Origin of the sequence: Sinorhizobium meliloti (assembly GCF_017876815.1) — a bacterium.
In the GTDB taxonomy this organism is placed as follows: domain Bacteria; phylum Pseudomonadota; class Alphaproteobacteria; order Rhizobiales; family Rhizobiaceae; genus Sinorhizobium; species Sinorhizobium meliloti.
Genome location: NZ_JAGIOS010000003.1, coordinates 901,745 through 920,078, shown reverse-complemented (window position 1 = coordinate 920,078; position 18,334 = coordinate 901,745). Strand labels below are relative to the sequence as shown.

Here is an 18,334-nt window from a genome sequence, read left to right as displayed (position 1 = left end):
GCGAATCGAGGCAAAGCGGATACCGGGATATCGGTCAATTGAACTGCTGCGGCGGATTGTAGGCGAGGAGGTGCAGTTCACAACCGTGATGGAATTCGACTCGCTCGACAACGTCATCGCGTTTCAGGGGGAGGACTACGAGGCTGCCTATGTGCCTCAGGAGGCCAGGAAGATACTCAGACGTTGGGACGAGCGGTCCACACATCACGAAGTGCGCCAAGTAAGGCACTATTAGGCGCACTGTCGGCGTGAGGAAGCGAGAGCCCGCGCTTGGGCAGTGAGAGATCACCTGAGGATCATTTTCAGGGCGGTGCTCAAGTCCGCTCTGGGCTGATTCGAGCCGCTCATTGCGCCCATCGCTGACGACCACTTGCGGGCGAAGGGAGCCGTTCGTCACGAGCCCTGTGCACGGCTCGTTGCGAGGATGTTCACGTTCTGGGCTAAGAAGATCGCATATTGTATCGCCTGGAACAACGAACGCTGGCAGTCCTCTGTGGAACCTCAAATATATATGCGCCTTTGCTGAGGCGTGAACGGATCGTGCAACAACTTGTTGCACCAACACCTAGGGCCATATCCGTGGCAAAATCCCTGTCTCGGGAAAATCGCGCTGAAGATTGGTGGGCGGGCCGATCGATGGCGCGGGCGCCATCCTCGGTGATCCGGCGTGCCGAGATCTCGCGGCCGATGCTCCAGTAGCACCGCGAGTTGTCAGCTGACAGCGACCGTGCTTTGACGGTGTTGCCACTACGTCGCCTTTGGGTGAGCGCTTCTGGTCTTTTTGCCGAGCGATCACTCTTTCAAGGCCTCCACCAGCAAGGTGAACGCGGGCGAGGGGTGCCGGCGCGAGGGATAGTAGAGATGATATCCGGGAAACGGCGGCGTCCAGTCGTCTAGGACCTGCACAAGCCGTCCGTTCTTGAGATACTCCCGAACGACGTCCTCGTGAACGTAGGTGAGGCCGAATCCGTCCAGGGCGGCTTTCACGATCTGCGGCACGCCGTTGAACGCCACCTGACCGTCGACCCTGACCCGGACCTCGTGTCCGTCGCGTTCGAATTCCCACGCATAGAATCCACCATAGCTAGGCAGGCGCAGGTTGATGCAGCGGTGCGTCGTCAGTTCCTGCGGCGTCTTCGGTGGCGGCCGATCCCTCAAGCACGAAGGGGCTCCAACGACGATCATACGCGCCGGCGGCCCGATACGGACCGCGATCATATCCTTCTCGACTTGGTCGCCCAGCCGGACTCCGGCATCGAACCGCTCGGCCACGATGTCCGTCAGCGCCGACTCGGCGACGAGCTCGACCTTGATATCGGGATAAGCGAGGAGGAATGCGGATAGTTTAGGCCAAAGGATCGTGTCGATCGAATGCTGGCCCGCAGTGATCCGGAAGTTCCCCGCCGGCTTGTCTCTGAACTCGCTCAGCGCCGACAACTGGGCTTCGATGGTGCCGAACGCTGGAGCGAGGGTGGAAAATAGCTGTTCTCCCGCTTCGGTCGGGGCAACGCTTCGTGTCGTTCGGGTTAGCAGGCGAACGCCGAGCCGTGCCTCCAGACGCTTGATAATCAGACTGAGCGAAGACTGCGACGTGCCAAGCCGGGCCGCAGCCTTCGTGAAACTCTCCTCCTCGGCAACGGCGAGAAAGGCCAGCAGGTCTCCGAGTTCTTCCCGCTGCATTTATTGATCCTCGATATAAGTACAATCTCATATTGGCGTCTAATCGAAACAAACGGTGAAGTCTATATTTCCCTCGCAAGGAGCTCTGGCGTCTTTGCAAACCAAACAATTTGGAGCCGTGTCATGGGTTTGAAAAGGCTTCTCATCATCGCTGCTTCGATCATCGCTCCGCTTCCCGTCCAACAGGTCGTCGCACAGGAGGCGAAGGGTCCCGTGATCCGGATCGCGGAACTAGAAATCGACCCGGCCCAGATGGCCGCCTACTCGGCTGCCGTGAAAGAGGAGATGGAGGAATCCATGCGCGTCGAGCCGGGCGTCCTGGCGCTCTATGCGGTGTCGATCAAGGGCCAGCCCCACCATCTCAGATTCTTCGAGATGTATGCCGATCAGGCCGCCTACGAGTCCCACCGGGAATCTCCGCATTTTAGGAAATACGTCGAGACCACCAAGGACATGATCACGTCCCGCAAGCTTCTCGAGACTGACAACTTCCAGCTAAGCGCCAAGCTGCGTTGAGCGGGTGAAACGGAGACCCAGATGAAACGCCTAATCGCACCTCTCATGGGAGTCATGATGATGACCACCTCGAATGCAGGGGCTCAACAGCCCAATGTTGAAGGTCGCCGTTTCTCGCCCGATCAGGTTCGATCGGTGGCGCCCGCCCTCGAGCAGTACACGCAACAACGCCTCTATGGCGACGTCTGGCAGCGCCCCGGCCTCAATCGGCGCGATCGCAGCCTTGTCACGATCGCCGCGCTGATTGCGCGGGGAGAAGCCCCGGCTCTCACCTACTACGCCGATCAAGCGCTTGAGAACGGAGTGAAGCCTTCCGAGATCTCGGAGACGATCACGCATCTGGCGTATTATTCGGGTTGGGGAAAAGCCATGGCCACGGTCGGTCCGGTGAGTGAAGCCTTCGCCAAGCGCGGCATCGGTCAGGATCAGCTCGCCGCCGTCGAATCCACGCCGTTGCCGCTGGACGAAGAGGCGGAAGCACAACGCGCAACCACTGTCGGCAACCAGTTCGGCAGCGTTGCCCCCGGCCTCGTTCAGTACACGACGGACTATCTCTTCCGTGACCTATGGCTGCGCCCCGACCTGGCGCCGCGCGATCGCAGCCTTGTGACAATCGCTGCACTGATCTCAGTTGGCCAGGTCGAACAGATCACCTTCCACCTGAACAAAGCCCTGGACAATGGGCTGAGCGAAGAACAGGCCGCCGAAGTCATCACGCATCTGGCTTTCTACGCAGGCTGGCCCAACGCGATGTCGGCGTTGCCGGTGGCGAAGGCCGTCTTTGAAAAGCGGCGCGGCTAATCTGGCGGCGACAAGGATGGCAAGGTCGTGGACTGGCTCGAGCATGTGTCAGACGAGCAGTATGCAGCGTGATGCCATGCCCGATGCTCGAAGGATCTTCTTCCCCGGCGCGCTGCAAGGCGCTGCTGTGCCCATGATCAGGAGTGCTTCCAATGAACATATGGCCCACGGACGAATTGCGGCAGATCGCCGAAAGCGACGACCTGCACATCGCCCCGTTCCGCGAGAACGGCAGGACCTATGGCACGCTCACCTGGATCTGGTCGGTTGTGGTTGATGGCGAACTCTATGTTCGCGGCTACAACGGCCAACAGTCGCGTTGGTATCAGGCCGCGATCCGTCAGAAGGCGGGCCGCATCACGGCCGCCGGCATGACGAAGGAGGTTTCGTTCGAGCCGGTCGAAGGCGCAATCAACGACCAGATCGATGAAGGCTACCGCCGCAAATACGCCACGAGCCGTTATCTCGCGCCGATGATCGGTGAACGCGCCCGCGCGGCAACCGTAAAAATCACCCCGAAGGATTGAGGACGCCAAGATGCAAAAGCGCAAACTCGGTCAGGGTCTTGAGGTTTCAGCCCTTTCTCTTGGCTGCATGGGCTATGGAAAGGCCCGCGACATCCCTGACAGGCCACAGATGATCGAACTGCTGCGCAGGGCGGTCGATCTCGGCATGGATTTCTTCGACACCGCGGAGGTCTATGGTCCCTGGACGAATGAAGAAATGGTCGGCGAAGCGTTCGCCGGCATGCGGGACAAGGTGAAGATCGCAACGAAGTTTGGCTGGGACATCGACCAGTCCACTGGAGAGCACCGTGGTGGCGTCAACAGCAAGCCGACCCAGATCCGCAGCGCGGTCGAGGGAAGCCTCAAGCGGCTCCGTACGGACTTTATCGATCTCCTCTACCAGCATCGCGTCGATCCCGACGTGCCGATGGAAGATGTCGCCGGCACGGTTAAGGACCTGATAGCCGAAGGCAAGGTCCGGTATTTCGGGCTGTCGGAGGCTGGTGCGGAGTCGATCCGCCGCGCTCACGCCGTCCAGCCGGTGGCTGCGCTGCAGAGCGAATATTCGCTGTGGACGCGTGAGCCGGAGGCCGAGATCATCCCCACGCTGGAAGAACTCGGCATTGGCCTCGTTCCCTTCAGCCCGCTCGGAAAGGGCTTCCTCACCGGCAAGATCGACGCGAGCACGGCGTTTGCCGCGAACGACTTCCGCAGCCAGATCCCGCGTTTCGCGTCAGAGGCGCGTGAGGCCAATCAGGCGCTTGTCGATCTGATCCGGTCCGTCGGCGAACGCCCTAGTGCGACGCCTGCCCAGGTGGCGCTCGCTTGGCTCATGGCACAGAAGCCGTGGATCGTACCGCTGTTCGGCACGCGCAAGCTCGAACGGCTTGAAGAAAATCTCGGCGCTCTATCGGTGACGCTCTCGGACGACGACCTCGAGCAAATCGAAAGCGGAGCAGCCGCCATCAGGATCGAAGGGGCGCGATACCCTGAGGAGATGTTGCGGCGATCAGGTCGATAGCGGGCGACGCACCCGAGGAAACCGCTCTACCGCCTCACGCTTGCTTGGCGGGGAAAGGGTTACGCATGCCCATTTTGCCGGAGAAGAGAAGGACAGGCATGAGGAAGCGACTGATTTGCACCACACTGTCGATCTTAGTGGGGGGATGCTGTCTATCTGGCACATCGATGGCGCAGGATGCCTCCACACCTATCCTGGACCGTGGTGAGGGTGCATGGAGCTCCAGCGTCCTGGCCGACGGCCTTGACTACCCTTGGGACATTGTTCGCGACGGCGGACGGCTGATCCTCACCGAAAAAGCTGGTACCGTCGTGATTATCGAGGGCGGGAACGTTCAGCGGTCCACCCTCCAAACATCCGATCCGCTGAGAACCGAAGGCGGTGCGGGGCTGCTTGGCATCGCGCTTGCGCCGGACTTCGCCGATAGCGGTCGGGCATTCTTCTATTATTCCTATTCATCCGGCTCGGAATCAGCCAACCGGGTCGTTGCCGCCAGATTTGATGGGAACACCTGGCGTGAAACCGCTGTGCTCGTCGATGCCATCCCTGGTCATCGACTATACAATGGCGGCCGCATCGCCATCGGTCCTGACGACCATCTCTATGTCACGACGGGGTGGACCGAAAATTACGAGCGCCCGCAGGATCTCCAAAGTCTCGCCGGAAAAGTTCTCCGCCTGACGCTTGCCGGTGGCGTTCCCGAAGACAATCCGTTTCAGGGCTCGTTCGTGTATTCCTTTGGCCATCGCAATCCGCAAGGTCTGGCATGGAATGCTGAGGGTGAGCTGTTCGTCTCCGAACACGGTCAGGCCGCTCTCGATGAGATCAATCTGATTGCGCCCGGCGCCAATTACGGCTGGCCGATCATCTCGGGCGATGAAACCCAGGAGGGTATGCAGCCGCCGTTCGTCCATTCGGGCGGCGACACCTGGGCGCCGTCGGGAATAGCGTTCGCCGGCAACGAACTCCTGGTAACGGCCCTCCAGGGGCGCGGACTTTATGTGCTCGATCGGCAAGCCCGAACGCTCCAGCCCGTCGTCAGTCTGGGTGAGCGTGTCCGGCATGTGCTTCCAGTCGGCGACGATCTCCTGCTCATCACCACCAATCGATCACCACGAGGACAAGGACCTTCGAAGGACCGACTGGTCAGACTATCCGCGCAGAACTGACGGCCGCTGCGCTCAGCCTGAGACTTCGGCAATCCCGAGGTGTTTGACCATCATGGACTATTAAGCTCCAGAAAGGAAACGAGATGAAGAAACTGATCGCAGCCGCATCGCTTGTCATCCTGTCGACCGCAATTGCTCGTGCACAGACGATCGAGATCACACCGAATGCATCAGCGCCATCCGCGCTAGGCGACGCCAAGCTGTTCAGTGGGCATGTCGTCGTCGACTCGCTGTTTCCGGCGAACGAGTTCACGCACGGCACCGGCGGCCATGTAACCTTCGCACCGGGGGCTCGGACCGCCTGGCACACGCATCCCGCCGGCCAGATGCTGATCGTCACCTCTGGCAAGGGATGGGTGCAGCAGGAAGGCGGCGAAAAGCGGGAGATCAACTCCGGCGATGTCGTCTGGATTCCGGTAGGCGTCAATCACTGGCATGGGGCAACCAACAAGACCGGCATGGGCCACATCGCGATTTCCTACATGAAGGAGGGCAAGAACGTCGAATGGGGCAAGCTCGTCACTGATGAGGAGTTCGTAGGCCAAGTTCCGCCGCGAGATTAATCAGGGCGATCATCAGGCCGTCATCAAGCTACTAAAAGCGGCATTGAGGAAAGCATTGCCTGCAAAGCAGGAGTCAAACTTGCGAACCCTCCTCGAAGTGCAATACGGCTCGGGCAAAGACTCGCAAGGACGCGGCAAGGGCATTGGAGCGGCTTGAGGAGTTCGCTGCGTGGGCTGAGTATCAATTCACTCTTTGAGACGACTTCATATTTAGAATTTCGATCTTCATACAGCGATGAAAGCGCGCGAATTGACCAGGTCGCCGAGCCCGTATTTGATGTTAGCCAGCATGGCGGAATTGTCATCCATGGACGATCGGATGCGACCTTGAATCCGGGCGGCGTGAGGATCGGCACGGCCGAAATCTACAGTCAGGTCGAGCAGTTGCATGAGGTCGCCGAATCCCTGTGTATCGGCCAGGATTGGGACGATGACATACGCGTCATACTGTTCGTGCTGCTCCGCGATGGCTTTGACCTCACAGAGGAGCTTCAGGCCAAGATCAAGGCGAAGATTAGAACGGGAGCCTCGCCGCGCCACGTGCCGACAAAGATCGTCCAGGTGTCCGATATTCCAAGGACGAAGTCTGGAAAGATTGTCGAACTGGCGGTTCGCGACGTTGACCACGGTCGCCCTGTTGTCAACAAGGAAGCGCTGGCAAATCCGGAAGCGCTTGACCAGTTTGTGGCAATGGTGGAACTCAGCGTTTGAGTGACAACGGCTGCCGCGACACTTCTGCGGCACGGCAGGCCTGTTTGTCAGGCCGTCTTGAAGTTGCGCCTCGCGTTTATGTAGGACGACCGCGAGTTATTATGTCGCTCGAAGATCAAAGGGACGCGCATTCAGGAAGCCTCAACGGTTTTTCAATCTTTGCAAGAACCTCGGGTTTGGTGCAGGCGGGAAAGCCGGCAAGTCGCATCGTATTGATGAAGCGACGACGCTCGGCGTCACTCCAACCGGGTTCGTTCGCTATCAACTCGATGCTGAGATCGGGATGCGCCGCCATCGCCCGTGCGACGAGCGCTGCCGCCTCCGTCCGCCGCTCCGCTGCGGCCAGCGCCCCTGCGTGCGCCGCCCAACTCCAGCGGTTGTGCCGCTCGATCCCCAGCCGTTCGAACATCGTTACCGCCTCGGGGTAGCGCCCGGCCATGAAATAGGCAAGGCCGAAGGGCCTGTTGGCCCAGCCGGGGTAGTTCGGGTCGAGCTGGATCGCCCGCTCGACTAGATCGGCGCCGCGCTCGGGCTTCCCGAAGGTAGACGCCCAGCCGATATAAAAGATCAGGATTTCGGCGGCGTTTGGCGCCATGCGCAGGGCCGCTTCATACTCGGCCTCCGCCCTTGCGAAGTCGCCACGCATGCCGAGACTGCTGCCGTAGACAGCGTGCGCCTCCGGATCGCTTGGGTCGAGCGTAAGCGCGCGCTCCGCGGCCGCATCAGCCAGGGCCCGATTCCGCTCCGGCTCAATCCCGAGACCGGCGAGCAGGTCGTGCGTGTGGAAGAGCTCGACCCAGCCGCGGGCGAGTCCGGGGTCGGACTGAACCGCTTGAGTGAGGAGCGAGAGTGCCGCCTCGAGATTCGCCTGGTCTAACTGCTCCAGCCTTTCGGTGCCGAGGAGATAGAGCTCATAGGCGTTAAGATTGCCGGGCACCTTGCGATGGGCCGCGATCCGGCCGCTCTCCTGGACCAGCCCGGCGCCGCCTCCAAGACGGTTCGCGATCTGCTCGGCGATCTCGGCCTGAATGACGAATACCTCTTTGTCCGGCCGATCCCAACGCTGCGACCAAAGGTGGCGGCCTTGCTTCGAGTCGATGAGCTGCGCAGTGACGCGTACGCGGTCAGCTTCGCGCGCGATCGAGCCCTCAACCACAAAGCCGACATCGAGCGCCTTGCCGATCTCGCGGACATCTATCGCCTTTCCCTTGTAAGTCTCGGTCGAGTTTCGGGCGATGACCTTAAATTCCGGAAACCGCGCCAGATCGGTGATGATGTCTTCGGTGAGGCCGTCAGCGAGGCGTCCGGTTGCCTCGTCGCCGCCATAGTTGTCGAACGGCAACACCGCTACAGAAGGCTTACCGCTCACCGTGGCCGTCGGCCAAAACTGCCAGGCTGCGCCTGCCAAAACAAGAAGAAGGGCTAGCACCGCTGTTCCTGTCCCAACCCAATACCGTTGAAACCGTATCACCGGTCGGCGTCTGGCTTGCCGTTCGATGATGATGCGGAACGCTTGCACTGGTTCGATGATGTTCTTCACCTTCTGTTCGCCCATTGGCTCGAAACCGAAGGCCAGCTTCTTCTCGACCTCCCGGGCTACCTTTCCCGAGACACAGATGCCACCCGGCTCCGCCAATTGTTGAAGCCTGGCCGCGACATTGACGCCTTCGCCATACCGGTCTTCCCTCTCGACAATCACCTCGCCGAGATTGATGCCGATCCTGACCCGTATCCGCTGATCATGGGGAACGGCGGCGTTCCGCTCCGTTAGCCCGCGCTGTAGCGAGACCGCGCATTCCACGGCGTCAACGACGCTGCCGAATTCGGCGAGCAGCCCGTCGCCCATAAGCTTGAAAACCTTGCCGTGGTGGCGGGCAATTTCGGGCTCAAACAGCTCCTTGCGTCCGGTATGAAGACGCTCGAATGTCCCGGCCTCGTCGCGCTCCATCAGGGCGGAATAGCCCACGACGTCGGCGGCGAGGATAGCACAAAGCTTGCGTTCCATCGGGATTGCCCCTTCCCCGGCGCATTATAGGATTGGTCGCATCAAAATGAAATGACTGGCCCGACCATCGCACCTACACGATCTCACTTGCGCATCGGTAAGGGCGGACTGCTTCAACAAGCGTGGCAGATGGTCACGGCGAGTCTCTTAGCACTTCAATGTCGCACTTTCGGCTTCACCAGACATTGGAGCGTGCCTTGGGCAATGACAGCAACGGGTCGATTTGTCCGGTTCCCATCCGTCGCAAATGGGTGGAAAGTTCACGTTGCCACCGTCGATCTGAATACGAAGAAGCGCCAGAAGCGGTCACGGACGCTCCAGAAACGTCAAGATCAAATGGGCCACCCTTTCGGGGGCTTCCCAATGGATGTTGTGGCCGTGGTCGGAAAGAGAAATGAACTTCGCGCCGACGATCGCATCTTTCATCTGGATCTGATGCTCCTCAGTCGCGATCATGTCCTCCTTTCCCGCAGGATGAGGGCGCCGCGGAGATATCCTGCAAGAGCGGCGACGGATCATAGGCAAGCTGCTCATAATAGATCGAATGCCAGATTCGTGACGGCACCGCGGCTCTTTCACGGCGCGCATGGTCTAGAAAATTCTCGTCGATCGGTACTGCGCCAGAACACCATTCCCGGATGAATCCGCTTTCTGGATCGATCGGATCGCGGAGCATCCGGATGTTTTCCCACAACCACCCCCGACGTTCGCGCAGCGCGGCGGAGGTCGATATAAGAACGATTTTTCGGACGAGATGAGGCCATCGCTCGGCGATCGCCTGCGCAAGCCGCCCCCCAAGCGAATGGCCGACCACGTGCGTCGGCGCAAGGTCCAGAGCCTCTATCAGGAACCGGACATCATTCGCCATCTCGGGAATAGTGGAGCAGCCCTCAGGCTGGTCCGAATGCCCGTGGCCCCGCAGGTCCGGCGCTATGACGCGAAAGCCCGTGGCGAGATAAGGCGCGGTGAGGCTCCAGCTTCGAGCGCTGTCTGTAAACCCGTGTAGGAGAAGGATGGGCACGCCGTCAGGATCACCCATCTCGACGTACGCGAGCCGGAGCCTGTTCGCCAGCACGACGGTCTGCTTCAGCGCTGAAAAGTGCTCTTGGGAAATCGCTTCGACCACACCTAAACCCTCATTATACTATCAACGGTAAGGAGGCTTCATCCGGTTGCCGAGGTCTGGCATGCGTCGGGAGTCCCCTTCCGCGAATTGAGATCGCTTCGGCTTGGCTTGCAGGCCGCCCGAATCGATGGAATGTCGATATGGGCCTCCAGATTACTGAGGTCCAAGAACTGGGATTATTTGCTTTTCGCGATTCCTATCATCTCAAGTCCTTTCATCCAGTGCTCTTGATCCTCTGCTTTCGCGAATGGCATTCGATCAAGATGCTCGGTTGTCCATTGTGGGTCCTTAGCGTAAGCGCCGTCTCCGCCCCATTGGATAGGCTGTATTTTGAGGCTGGCTGGGCGTGCGAGAAGGTTTCCAGGACTATCTGGAGATTTGCATGGCAGATGATGGATTTGTTGGGCGCTACGAAGTTGTCGAGCCGCGCCGCGGAAACCGGCGTTGGCCCGATGATGTGAAGGCGCGGATTGTCGCGGAGAGCCTTGAGCCGGGTGTTCGAGTTGTTGATGTCGCGCGCCGTCATGACGTTGTTCCGCACCAGCTTTCCTTCTGGCGTCGGCAAGCGCGCGAGGGCATTTTGGCGCTGCCTTTTGAGTCTATGCCGGGCCTATCGGAGAGCGGCGATGCCGAGCCTGCATTTGTGCCTTTGGCGATTGCGGCAGAGCCGAGCGAGGCTGTGAATGTTTTGGCGCCGCTGAAACTGCGGGAGGCGGTTTCGTCAGTCTTGACGCTCACGATCGGCCCGGACGTTGTGATGCGGGTTCCCGGCGATGTATCGGTTGAACGTGTGGCGGCCCTGGTGCGCGCCATTCGAGGGACGGCATGATCGTCGCGGGCCAACGACTGCCGATCCTGGTTGCAACGCGGCCGGTGGACTTCCGCTGTGGGCATCAGGCGCTGGCTCTGATGATGCAGACCGAGTTGAAGCTCGACCCGCATTCCGGGGTGACGGTGATCTTCCGGTCGAAGCGCGGTGATCGTCTGAAAATCCTGGTATGGGATGGCACCGGCATGGTGCTAACCTACAAAATTCTTGAACATGGAAGCTTTGCCTGGCCCAAGGTGCAGGATGGGACGATGCGTCTTTCCAGGGGGCAATACGAAGCTTTGTTCGAAGGTCTTGATTGGCGACGGGTCATGGCGCAACGGGTGACCGCGCCGTCGGCGGCAGGGTAAATATACGGCTGCCTTTGCATTGTTTTATTTGGCTTTTTTGTGCTGCCTTGCTATAAGGCCGCATGTCGTCACCCCTTGATCTCAGCCTGTTTCCGAACCTTCCGCCCGAGGTGGTGAAGGCGTTTGCGGCGATGCAGTTCGAGCTGTCGGTCGAGCGTGCTGCACGTCAGCATGAGCAGGCTGTGGTTGCCGAAAAGGATGCGTTCATCGCCGAGCTGAAGGAACTGGTCGAGAAGCTTGAAGGTCAGGTTCACGACTATCGGCGCACGAAGTTCGGGCCGAAATCGGAAAAGCTCGATCCGGCGCAGATGGAACTGGCGCTGGAAGACCTTGAAACGGCAATTGCCGAAACACAGGCGCGGATTGCCGCCGTCGAGAAAAAGATCGAAGCCAGCGCATCTGATCCGGAAAAAGTCGCTCCTCGCAAGGAGCGTAAGGCCCGTGCACTGCCCGAACATTTGCCGCGGGTCGAGCGGGTGATCGAGCCTGAGAGCATCGTTTGTCCCTGCGGTTGCGGCAACATGGTCCGGATCGGCGAAGACCGGACGGAACGGCTCGACCGGATTCCGGCGCGCTACGAGGTGATCGTCACGATCCGCCCGAAATACGCCTGCCCCAAGGGTCGAACGGGCATCGTCCAGGCCAGAGCGCCGGCGCATCTCTTAGAAGGGAGCTGGCCGACCGAAGCCCTTCTGGCTGAGATTGCCGTCTCCAAGCATTCCGAACATATGCCGCTCAACCGGCAGGCCGAGGTCATGGCGCGACACGGGGTGCCGATAGACCGCACCGTCCTGGCCGATTGGATGGGCAGGACGGGTGCTGCGATCGCGCCGGTGGTCGACCATATGGCCAAACGGCTGCTGTGGGAAAGCACGCGGCTTTATGTCGACGAGACAACGGCTCCGGTGCTTGATCCGGGGCGAGGCAAAACGAAGACCGGTTATCTATGGGCCGTGTTGCGTGACGATCGCGGCTGGAATGGCTCTGCGCCGCCAGGCGTGGTGTTCCATTACCGGCCCGGGCGTAAAGGCGAATATGCCGCTGAAATCCTCGACGGGTTTAACGGGACAATCCAAGTGGATGCCTACGGTGGTTACTCTCACCTCGCCACGTCGGACCGGGTGGGTGGCGATCCCTTGAGGCTGGCTTTCTGTTGGGCGCACGGGCGCAGAAAGCTGATCAAGGCCACGCCAAAGAGTGGATCGCCCATCGTCGACGAGGCGCTGGTGCGGATCGCCGCGCTCTACAAGATCGAAGACAGCATCCGTGGCTCAGATCCCGAACATCGCCGGGCAGTTCGACAGGAGCTGTCCCTCCCGCTGGTGGACGCGTTCTTCACCTGGCTGGCAGCGCAAGCCAAGCGCATCTCACGCAAGTCTGACCTCGGAAAAGCCCTGGCCTATATGCTAACGCGGCAGGACGGCTTCCGGCTGTACCTGGACGACGGCCACGTCGATATCGACTCCAACCTGGTGGAAAACGCGATCCGCCGACCCGCCGGACATGAGTCATTATGCACCCCCTTTCTAAGTAATTGAATTTATTGGAAGGGCGATTTGCCGAGGGTCGCGATATGGGCGTTTCCGTCGTCTATTGTTAATCGCTTCAATGATATCTTCGCGTTCGATATCAACGGCTTTAATCTGATAAGGCGCTCTGGGCACGACTTGTTCGGCCGGCAGGATTTTTGCCTTGATCAGGTTGCGGATGACGTGGTTTGTCACGCCGAGTTTGGTGGCCGCCTCCGTCATCGTCAGCCATTTGCCGCTCTTTTCGGCAGAAAAGTATGCGTGAATATCGTTGACACGGCGGATCGAAGAGACGCGGTGAGCCGTCCAGGTGTGGCCAAAGCCTGTGCGTATGCCCATGCGATTGAGAGTGGCTGCGATATCGCTGTCGCTCCATCTTCCAGCCATGGAACGCATGACCTCAAGAGCGTCTTCGGACGTATTGCAACCATGTTCGCCGGTCTTGGGCTTTCTGACGCGCAGTTGCGAGTGCTGACCACCCTGCCAATGGATTGTCAGGACGACGTCGCGCGCTTCTTCGTCGACATCAGCGATGATGTCCTTGATCAGCGCCCGCGCGAGGCGCTGCCGCGCCCGCGTGCTGACGCCCGGCGCATTCCAGGCGGCCTGCAGATCTTCCGCCAAGCCATCTAAATCAGGCAGCTTTGCCGGGGTATCCGGGAGCTGTTCGGCGTCAAGGCGTGTCTTGCAGGCCTCCAGGCGTTTTAAAGCGACCTCCCAGTTCTTCTCCAGCGTTGCCGCGATCAGGCGATTGTCGGGATCGCAGGCGGCGTAGCGTCGTTCTGCGAGCGCAGCTTCATATTGCGCCTTCTGCAGGTCGAGTTCAGCGGCGCGGCGGCGTTCAGCTCGCGCCTCAGACTGCATGTGTTCAGCTTGCATCGCCGCCTCTATCGCCATCGGCTGGACTACGCGCAGAAGCTCCGCGGCAACCGCTTTGTCAATTCGCGGGCCGCCGAAGCCAAGACATCGATTGAGTCCTAACATCAAATTGGGGCGTTCGCAGCGGTAAACCGGACGTGGCGTTTTGCCGGTATAGGCGACGCACAGGCGCCGCCCGCAACGACCGCAGGAAAGGAGCCCAGAAAGCAGCGCACGCCCACCGCGGCCCGATTTTGCACCGCCCTTTTGCCCATAGGCGTTGGCGGCGAGCAGCGCCTGGTTGCGTTCATATTCGTCCCATTCGATATAACCGTCGTGGTGATCTTTGAGAAAAACTTCCCACTCCTCCTTCGGTTTGCCATGGCCATAGGTCTTGCGGGCGCGGCCATCGATAATCTCGGTGCGCTTCTCGCTTTTGCCGTAAGCATAAACGCCAGCGTAAAACGGATTCTTTAGCACCGAGATGACATTGCGATATCGGATCGGTGTCCAGTCGAAAGTCGTCGTGTTGCGTCCGTCCGTCGGACGTGGGAAGCAAAGCTTGTCTTCCGTCAGCGACAACAGTACCTGGCGACCGCTTCTCAGCTCTCGAAACCGGCTGAAGATCAGACGGACGGCTTCCTGCACGCGCAGATCCGGATCGAAACCAAGGCCCGCATCGCGGTACCAGATATAACCGATAGGAACGCTGATGCGCAGCTCTCCGCGTCTGGCCTTGGCACGCGCAGCGTCGAGCATGCGCGCGCGAATAATGCCAAGCTCGAACTCGCTGATCGTGCCCTTCATGCCCAAAAGCAAACGATCATTAGGAGAGCACGGATTATAGACGCCGTCCTGGTCGATGACGCGGGCGTCCACGAGGCCGCAAAGTTCGAGCAAATGATGCCAGTCACGCCCGTTTCGGGCGAGACGCGAAGCATCGAAACACAAAACGGCGCCGACGTCTCCGGCGCAGAGCCAGGCGACAAGACGTTCGAACCCCGGACGGGCGACCGCGCCGCTCGCCGACAATCCGAGGTCATCATCAATCACCTCGACCCGTCGGAAACCGTGCTGGCGCGCAGCATCCACAAGATCGTATTGGCGCCGTTGGCTCTCGAGATTTTGCATGACCTGGCTTTGGCTCGATTGTCGCACATAGACGACGGCTTTACGCTTCAGAAGCGCTGGCGGCAGAGGGCTAAACGCGTTCATGCGGCGCCTCCTTCTCCGCTACACAGGCCGCCTCCATCAACAACATGGCCAATGCCATCAGTGCGGCTTCCCTTTGGCGCGGGCTCATCCCACGCGTCTTCACCGAGTCGAACGCCATGATCATCTGGCGCGGACCCTCGGGTGGAATTGGCGTTGGCAGTTTCATCTGGAACCTCCTCGTCAACTGCTTTGGCAGTTGACGAGGGTGCCCTCTCACCTTGAGGGGTCAATAGACTGGCGAGTTCAATGAGCGCTTCAAGGGAAGCACGGGGCTCGCCAATCTCCATGCCCGCACAGGCAATCGGATCCAGCATCCACGTCGGAATGACAATGACATTACCGGGCGTCGTCTCGATGTGCGCGACCGCCCCGCCTTTGCGATGATCGACGCCCTGACGTCTCACGCGCTTCCCAAAAAGCGGATGATGTGGGTAATGAATGGTCACATATTCGCCGATATGGGTAGAATGACCTTGCAATGGCCATGAACCGCCGCAATGCGCTCTTTGCGGGGCACGATGAAGGGGGCCGCAATTGGGCCCGGTTTGCCAGCCTGATCGGCACTTGTAAAATGAACGGCGTTGAGCCCTACGCCTATCTGTGCAACCTCTTCACCCGCCTCGCAAACGGCCACCTCGCCAAAGACATCGATGCCCTGATGCCATGGGCCTATGCCGCTCGCATCCAGGCCTCACAATGAGCTCGTCAGATACTCTTCGGTGAGCTCATTTGACGGCCCGTCGATCAACCTCAGATCGCCGCAACTGAATAATCGATGGGGCGTGGACGCCGCATACTCCTTAGCGCGCAAATCCCTCATGATTGCGGCATGTGAGGGGGAGTGTCCCACTCTTGCCTGGCTCATGGCCAGCATCAAATAAGCCTCATTGGGCAGATCAGACATCGCGGTTAGCAGCCTGATTGTCTCATCATAGTTCCTGTCTTGGAAATGAGCCAAGGCAAGCGACCACTGGTACCACTCCGGAAAACTCGGATTCAGGCGTTTGGCCCTTTCAATATCGGTAATGGCGCTGGCAGGATCGCCTTGGAAGCTCAGCATGTCCGCCCTCTCGGCCAGCAGGTCAGGATCGTTACCATTCAGCTCGTAAGCTCGGTCGTACTCCCTGCGCGCGCCGACCATATCCTTCAATTCCATGTAGACGGACGCAAGCGTCCAATGTGTGTAGTAGTCATCCGGAGCCATTTTGACGGCCTGGGTTGCAAATCTGACCGCCGTGTCCGGGCTGTCGGCCCATCCTTGCTTGTAGTCTTCGAGATGGGCGTAACCCGCCCATGAATAGGCGCGAGCAAATTTCGGGTCCAACTCGATGGCCCTTGAGAACTCCTCCTTTGCCCTGGCGTTGCCTTCCCGGGAGTACAAGTCAAACTGCTGGCGTCCTCTCAGGTAATGATCGTAAGCCTCGGCACTGTCGGTCGGGTTCTGCATGATACGCTCCCTTTCTGCGACGTTGACTTGGACGGCGAGCCTAGCCACGACAGTCTCTATGATGTCGTCCTGGATCGCAAAGATGTCGTTGCCCCGACCGTCATATCGATCAGACCAAATTTGCCGACGACTCGGCGCGTCGACCAGCTGCGCGCTGATCCGGACACGAGCACCATCCCTTTGTAAGGTTCCCTGAAGAAGATATCGGACTCCCAGCTCCCGTCCGACAGATTGCACGTCGATCGGCTTGTCCTTATACGGAAAGCTGGAATTACTCGCGATCACAAACAGGTTTTTGAAGCGCGACAACTCTCCGGTTATGTCCGTGGTGAGGCCATCGCTCAGGTATTCCTCCTGCGAATCGTCGCCCAGCGCCCTCAGGGGTAAAACAGCAATCGAAGGTTCCTTCGGAAGCCCCTCGATCCTACTGGCTATGGTGTTCCAGATAGCGCTCGGGGAGGAGGTTAAACTGATGGCCGTTACGATCGCGACGACTGCCGCCGTGACGACAGCCAACGTCCGGTGCTCATCGGCTCGACGAAGCAATTGACGCAGCGACGACCGGGGCTTTGGCAGCACGCGGTAGACCGGCACTGGCGCGGAGATGTTTTTCAACCTCTTCCTGCCTAAGCTTTCGAAGGCGGCATCGAGTTTTCCGAGAACGTGATGGTGGACGTCACCCGAGATCAGTATCCCGCCCGTATCTGCCAGGCTTTGAAGACGCGCGGCGATGTTTACACCGTCCCCTTCCAGGTTGTCGTGTTCCACCACGACATCGCCGGTGTGAATTCCTATCCGGAAGTGTATCCGGCGGTGTTTGGCGATGCTTTCATTCTGCCGTTCTATTTCCCGCTGGATCGCCAGCGAAGCTCTGACTGCCTCGACGGGACTCGAGAACTCGGCCATCAAAGCGTCACCTGCTGTATTGAAAACCCGGCCGCCGTGCGATGAGACCAATTCAGAGACAATCTCGGCGTATTGGTGAAAGAGAGTAAGCGTACCCTCCTCGTCGTCTCCCACAAGTTTGCTATATCCCACAACGTCCGCCGCAAGGATCGCTACGAGTTTACGCTTCAGGGGATGCGTCGTTGTCTCATGAACCGGACACATCACTATCCCTAACATTTTGCGAGATCGGGCAATTATCTTCGGGGGTGCTAATATAGTACCTCAAAGGCCTGCTTAACAAGCTCGGCCTGTTCCACTATGACAAGGGTGGCCGATAGCACCGGCTTCGCTTCAGCCGTCGGCGGTCTTTATGGCGGCGGACACAAAAATGCTGGTGAGACCCTGGCTGCTTATGTGGGAGGCGTCGGTATTGGACTGATAGGCGTCGATGTGGGAAGATGCCGAGACGCTCGCACGACTGTTCGGCACATTTCTCGGTGAATAGCAATCGAGTCGGCTCGCCCATTCGATCACCTCGATTGATCCTCGCGCCCGACACGTTGCAGCGCGCGAGGCATGTTCATGGATCGTGAAGCTAAGCACGCGCGCCGCGGCAGGCATCCTTTGCGGTGAGGCGACGGCGACCGACGATCTAGTGGGGGGCGGAGGTCCGCTCCTGCGGTGCGGACCTCCTTGTTATCTGCCGGTTTGGGCAGCGGAGTCCCTTGGGCAACCTGACATCTCGTATGCTCTTTGTGGGGCAGGTTAGGGCGGCCGCGCTCGTGAGGTCTGCGGCCGGAGGAGTGACGACCATGCCGTGATCGCCCGGACAGACGGTTGGCAAGCGATTTCAGACGGTCGAAGTCGCGGGCGACGAGGATAAGATAGTGACCCCGGCGCGCCAGACGTTCGGCGTAAACCGCGCCGATGCCCGAGGAGCCTCCGGTAATAAGTGCTGTTCGATGTGTCATTGCTTTCCTATTTTCAGCAGGCTTCCAAATTCCCGCGACAGGATCGGCCCGCCGCCGTGTACCGCAACTCCCCTCTGCTGGGCCAGGTATTGGAAGCCGCAGTGACGGTGATGGCACCGGCACGCGACGTGTTGTAAGATATTGTTTTG

The 18,334-nt window shown here is 59.6% G+C and carries 16 protein-coding genes and 4 pseudogenes; 13 read left to right on the top strand and 7 right to left on the bottom strand.

The window, feature by feature from the left end; all coding sequences use genetic code 11:
* Positions 1 to 70: 70 nt before the first annotated feature.
* Complete coding sequence (locus tag JOH52_RS30865; protein WP_014531164.1) at positions 71 to 235, top strand: hypothetical protein; 165 nt, start codon at positions 71 to 73, stop codon at positions 233 to 235.
* Positions 236 to 792: 557 nt separating this feature from the next.
* Here JOH52_RS30865 and JOH52_RS30860 read toward each other — a convergent pair.
* Complete coding sequence (locus tag JOH52_RS30860; protein WP_014528335.1) at positions 793 to 1,680, bottom strand: LysR family transcriptional regulator; 888 nt, start codon at positions 1,678 to 1,680, stop codon at positions 793 to 795.
* A 123-nt stretch (positions 1,681 to 1,803) separates the two neighbouring features.
* Between JOH52_RS30860 and JOH52_RS30855 the strand changes: the two genes are divergently transcribed.
* The 7 genes and pseudogenes from JOH52_RS30855 to JOH52_RS30825 form a co-directional block, all read left to right on the top strand.
* Positions 1,804 to 2,196: a putative quinol monooxygenase gene (locus tag JOH52_RS30855; RefSeq protein ID WP_013845060.1), complete on the top strand. Its 393-nt coding sequence runs from the start codon at positions 1,804 to 1,806 to the stop codon at positions 2,194 to 2,196.
* Between the two features lie 21 nt (positions 2,197 to 2,217).
* Positions 2,218 to 2,997: a carboxymuconolactone decarboxylase family protein gene (locus JOH52_RS30850; protein WP_013845059.1), complete on the top strand. Its 780-nt coding sequence runs from the start codon at positions 2,218 to 2,220 to the stop codon at positions 2,995 to 2,997.
* Between the two features lie 152 nt (positions 2,998 to 3,149).
* Complete coding sequence (locus JOH52_RS30845; protein WP_013845058.1) at positions 3,150 to 3,524, top strand: DUF2255 family protein; 375 nt, start codon at positions 3,150 to 3,152, stop codon at positions 3,522 to 3,524.
* A 10-nt stretch (positions 3,525 to 3,534) separates the two neighbouring features.
* Entirely contained in the window at positions 3,535 to 4,524 is a 990-nt protein-coding gene (locus JOH52_RS30840; RefSeq protein WP_013845057.1) for an aldo/keto reductase, read from the top strand.
* 65 nt (positions 4,525 to 4,589) lie between these two features.
* Positions 4,590 to 5,693, top strand: a complete 1,104-nt coding sequence (locus JOH52_RS30835) for a PQQ-dependent sugar dehydrogenase (RefSeq protein WP_013845056.1) — start codon at positions 4,590 to 4,592, stop codon at positions 5,691 to 5,693.
* Positions 5,694 to 5,776: 83 nt separating this feature from the next.
* The gene (locus tag JOH52_RS30830) at positions 5,777 to 6,256 is read left to right on the top strand and encodes a (R)-mandelonitrile lyase (RefSeq protein ID WP_013845055.1); all 480 of its coding nucleotides are present in this window, start codon (positions 5,777 to 5,779) and stop codon (positions 6,254 to 6,256) included.
* A 213-nt stretch (positions 6,257 to 6,469) separates the two neighbouring features.
* A pseudogene (locus tag JOH52_RS30825) lies at positions 6,470 to 6,967 on the top strand (AMP-binding enzyme); the annotation flags it as partial.
* Positions 6,968 to 7,082: 115 nt separating this feature from the next.
* On the opposite strand, the gene JOH52_RS30820 reads toward JOH52_RS30825, so the two are convergent.
* The gene (locus JOH52_RS30820) at positions 7,083 to 8,972 is read right to left on the bottom strand and encodes an adenylate/guanylate cyclase domain-containing protein (protein ID WP_014531959.1); all 1,890 of its coding nucleotides are present in this window, start codon (positions 8,970 to 8,972) and stop codon (positions 7,083 to 7,085) included.
* A gap of 306 nt (positions 8,973 to 9,278) precedes the next feature.
* A pseudogene (locus tag JOH52_RS30815) lies at positions 9,279 to 10,098 on the bottom strand (alpha/beta fold hydrolase).
* Positions 10,099 to 10,480: 382 nt separating this feature from the next.
* Here JOH52_RS30815 and tnpA point away from each other — a divergent pair.
* The 3 genes and pseudogenes from tnpA to JOH52_RS30800 all read left to right on the top strand — a co-directional run.
* Positions 10,481 to 10,927 (top strand): IS66-like element accessory protein TnpA, encoded by a 447-nt coding sequence (gene tnpA / locus JOH52_RS30810; RefSeq protein WP_014531097.1) that lies wholly within the window; start codon positions 10,481 to 10,483, stop codon positions 10,925 to 10,927.
* Positions 10,924 to 11,277: an IS66 family insertion sequence element accessory protein TnpB gene (tnpB, locus tag JOH52_RS30805; protein ID WP_014531098.1), complete on the top strand. Its 354-nt coding sequence runs from the start codon at positions 10,924 to 10,926 to the stop codon at positions 11,275 to 11,277. The genes tnpA and tnpB overlap by 4 nt, the downstream gene beginning before the upstream one ends.
* A gap of 62 nt (positions 11,278 to 11,339) precedes the next feature.
* A pseudogene (locus JOH52_RS30800) lies at positions 11,340 to 12,776 on the top strand (IS66-like element ISRm14 family transposase); the annotation flags it as partial.
* A gap of 27 nt (positions 12,777 to 12,803) precedes the next feature.
* On the opposite strand, the gene JOH52_RS30795 reads toward JOH52_RS30800, so the two are convergent.
* Together JOH52_RS30795 and JOH52_RS30790 are read right to left on the bottom strand one after the other, a co-directional pair.
* Positions 12,804 to 14,879, bottom strand: a complete 2,076-nt coding sequence (locus JOH52_RS30795) for a recombinase family protein (RefSeq protein ID WP_014531100.1) — start codon at positions 14,877 to 14,879, stop codon at positions 12,804 to 12,806.
* Positions 14,866 to 15,045 carry a hypothetical protein gene (locus JOH52_RS30790; protein ID WP_017266853.1) on the bottom strand — a complete coding sequence of 60 codons (180 nt, stop codon included), beginning with the start codon at positions 15,043 to 15,045 and terminating at the stop codon, positions 14,866 to 14,868. Before JOH52_RS30790 ends, JOH52_RS30795 begins: the two co-directional genes overlap by 14 nt.
* A 315-nt stretch (positions 15,046 to 15,360) precedes the next feature.
* On the opposite strand from JOH52_RS30790, the pseudogene JOH52_RS30785 reads away from it, so the two are divergent.
* Positions 15,361 to 15,579: pseudogene (locus JOH52_RS30785) on the top strand (transposase domain-containing protein); the annotation flags it as partial.
* Here JOH52_RS30785 and JOH52_RS30780 read toward each other — a convergent pair.
* Positions 15,571 to 17,436: an adenylate/guanylate cyclase domain-containing protein gene (locus JOH52_RS30780; protein ID WP_234942951.1), complete on the bottom strand. Its 1,866-nt coding sequence runs from the start codon at positions 17,434 to 17,436 to the stop codon at positions 15,571 to 15,573. The pseudogene JOH52_RS30785 and the gene JOH52_RS30780 overlap by 9 nt on opposite strands.
* A 308-nt stretch (positions 17,437 to 17,744) precedes the next feature.
* Positions 17,745 to 18,185, bottom strand: coding sequence for an SDR family NAD(P)-dependent oxidoreductase (locus JOH52_RS36665; protein WP_164820540.1), 441 nt, complete (start codon positions 18,183 to 18,185; stop codon positions 17,745 to 17,747).
* Between JOH52_RS36665 and JOH52_RS30770 the strand changes: the two genes are divergently transcribed.
* Positions 18,167 to 18,322: a hypothetical protein gene (locus tag JOH52_RS30770; RefSeq protein WP_014531954.1), complete on the top strand. Its 156-nt coding sequence runs from the start codon at positions 18,167 to 18,169 to the stop codon at positions 18,320 to 18,322. The genes JOH52_RS36665 and JOH52_RS30770 overlap by 19 nt on opposite strands.
* Positions 18,323 to 18,334: the final 12 nt, after the last annotated feature.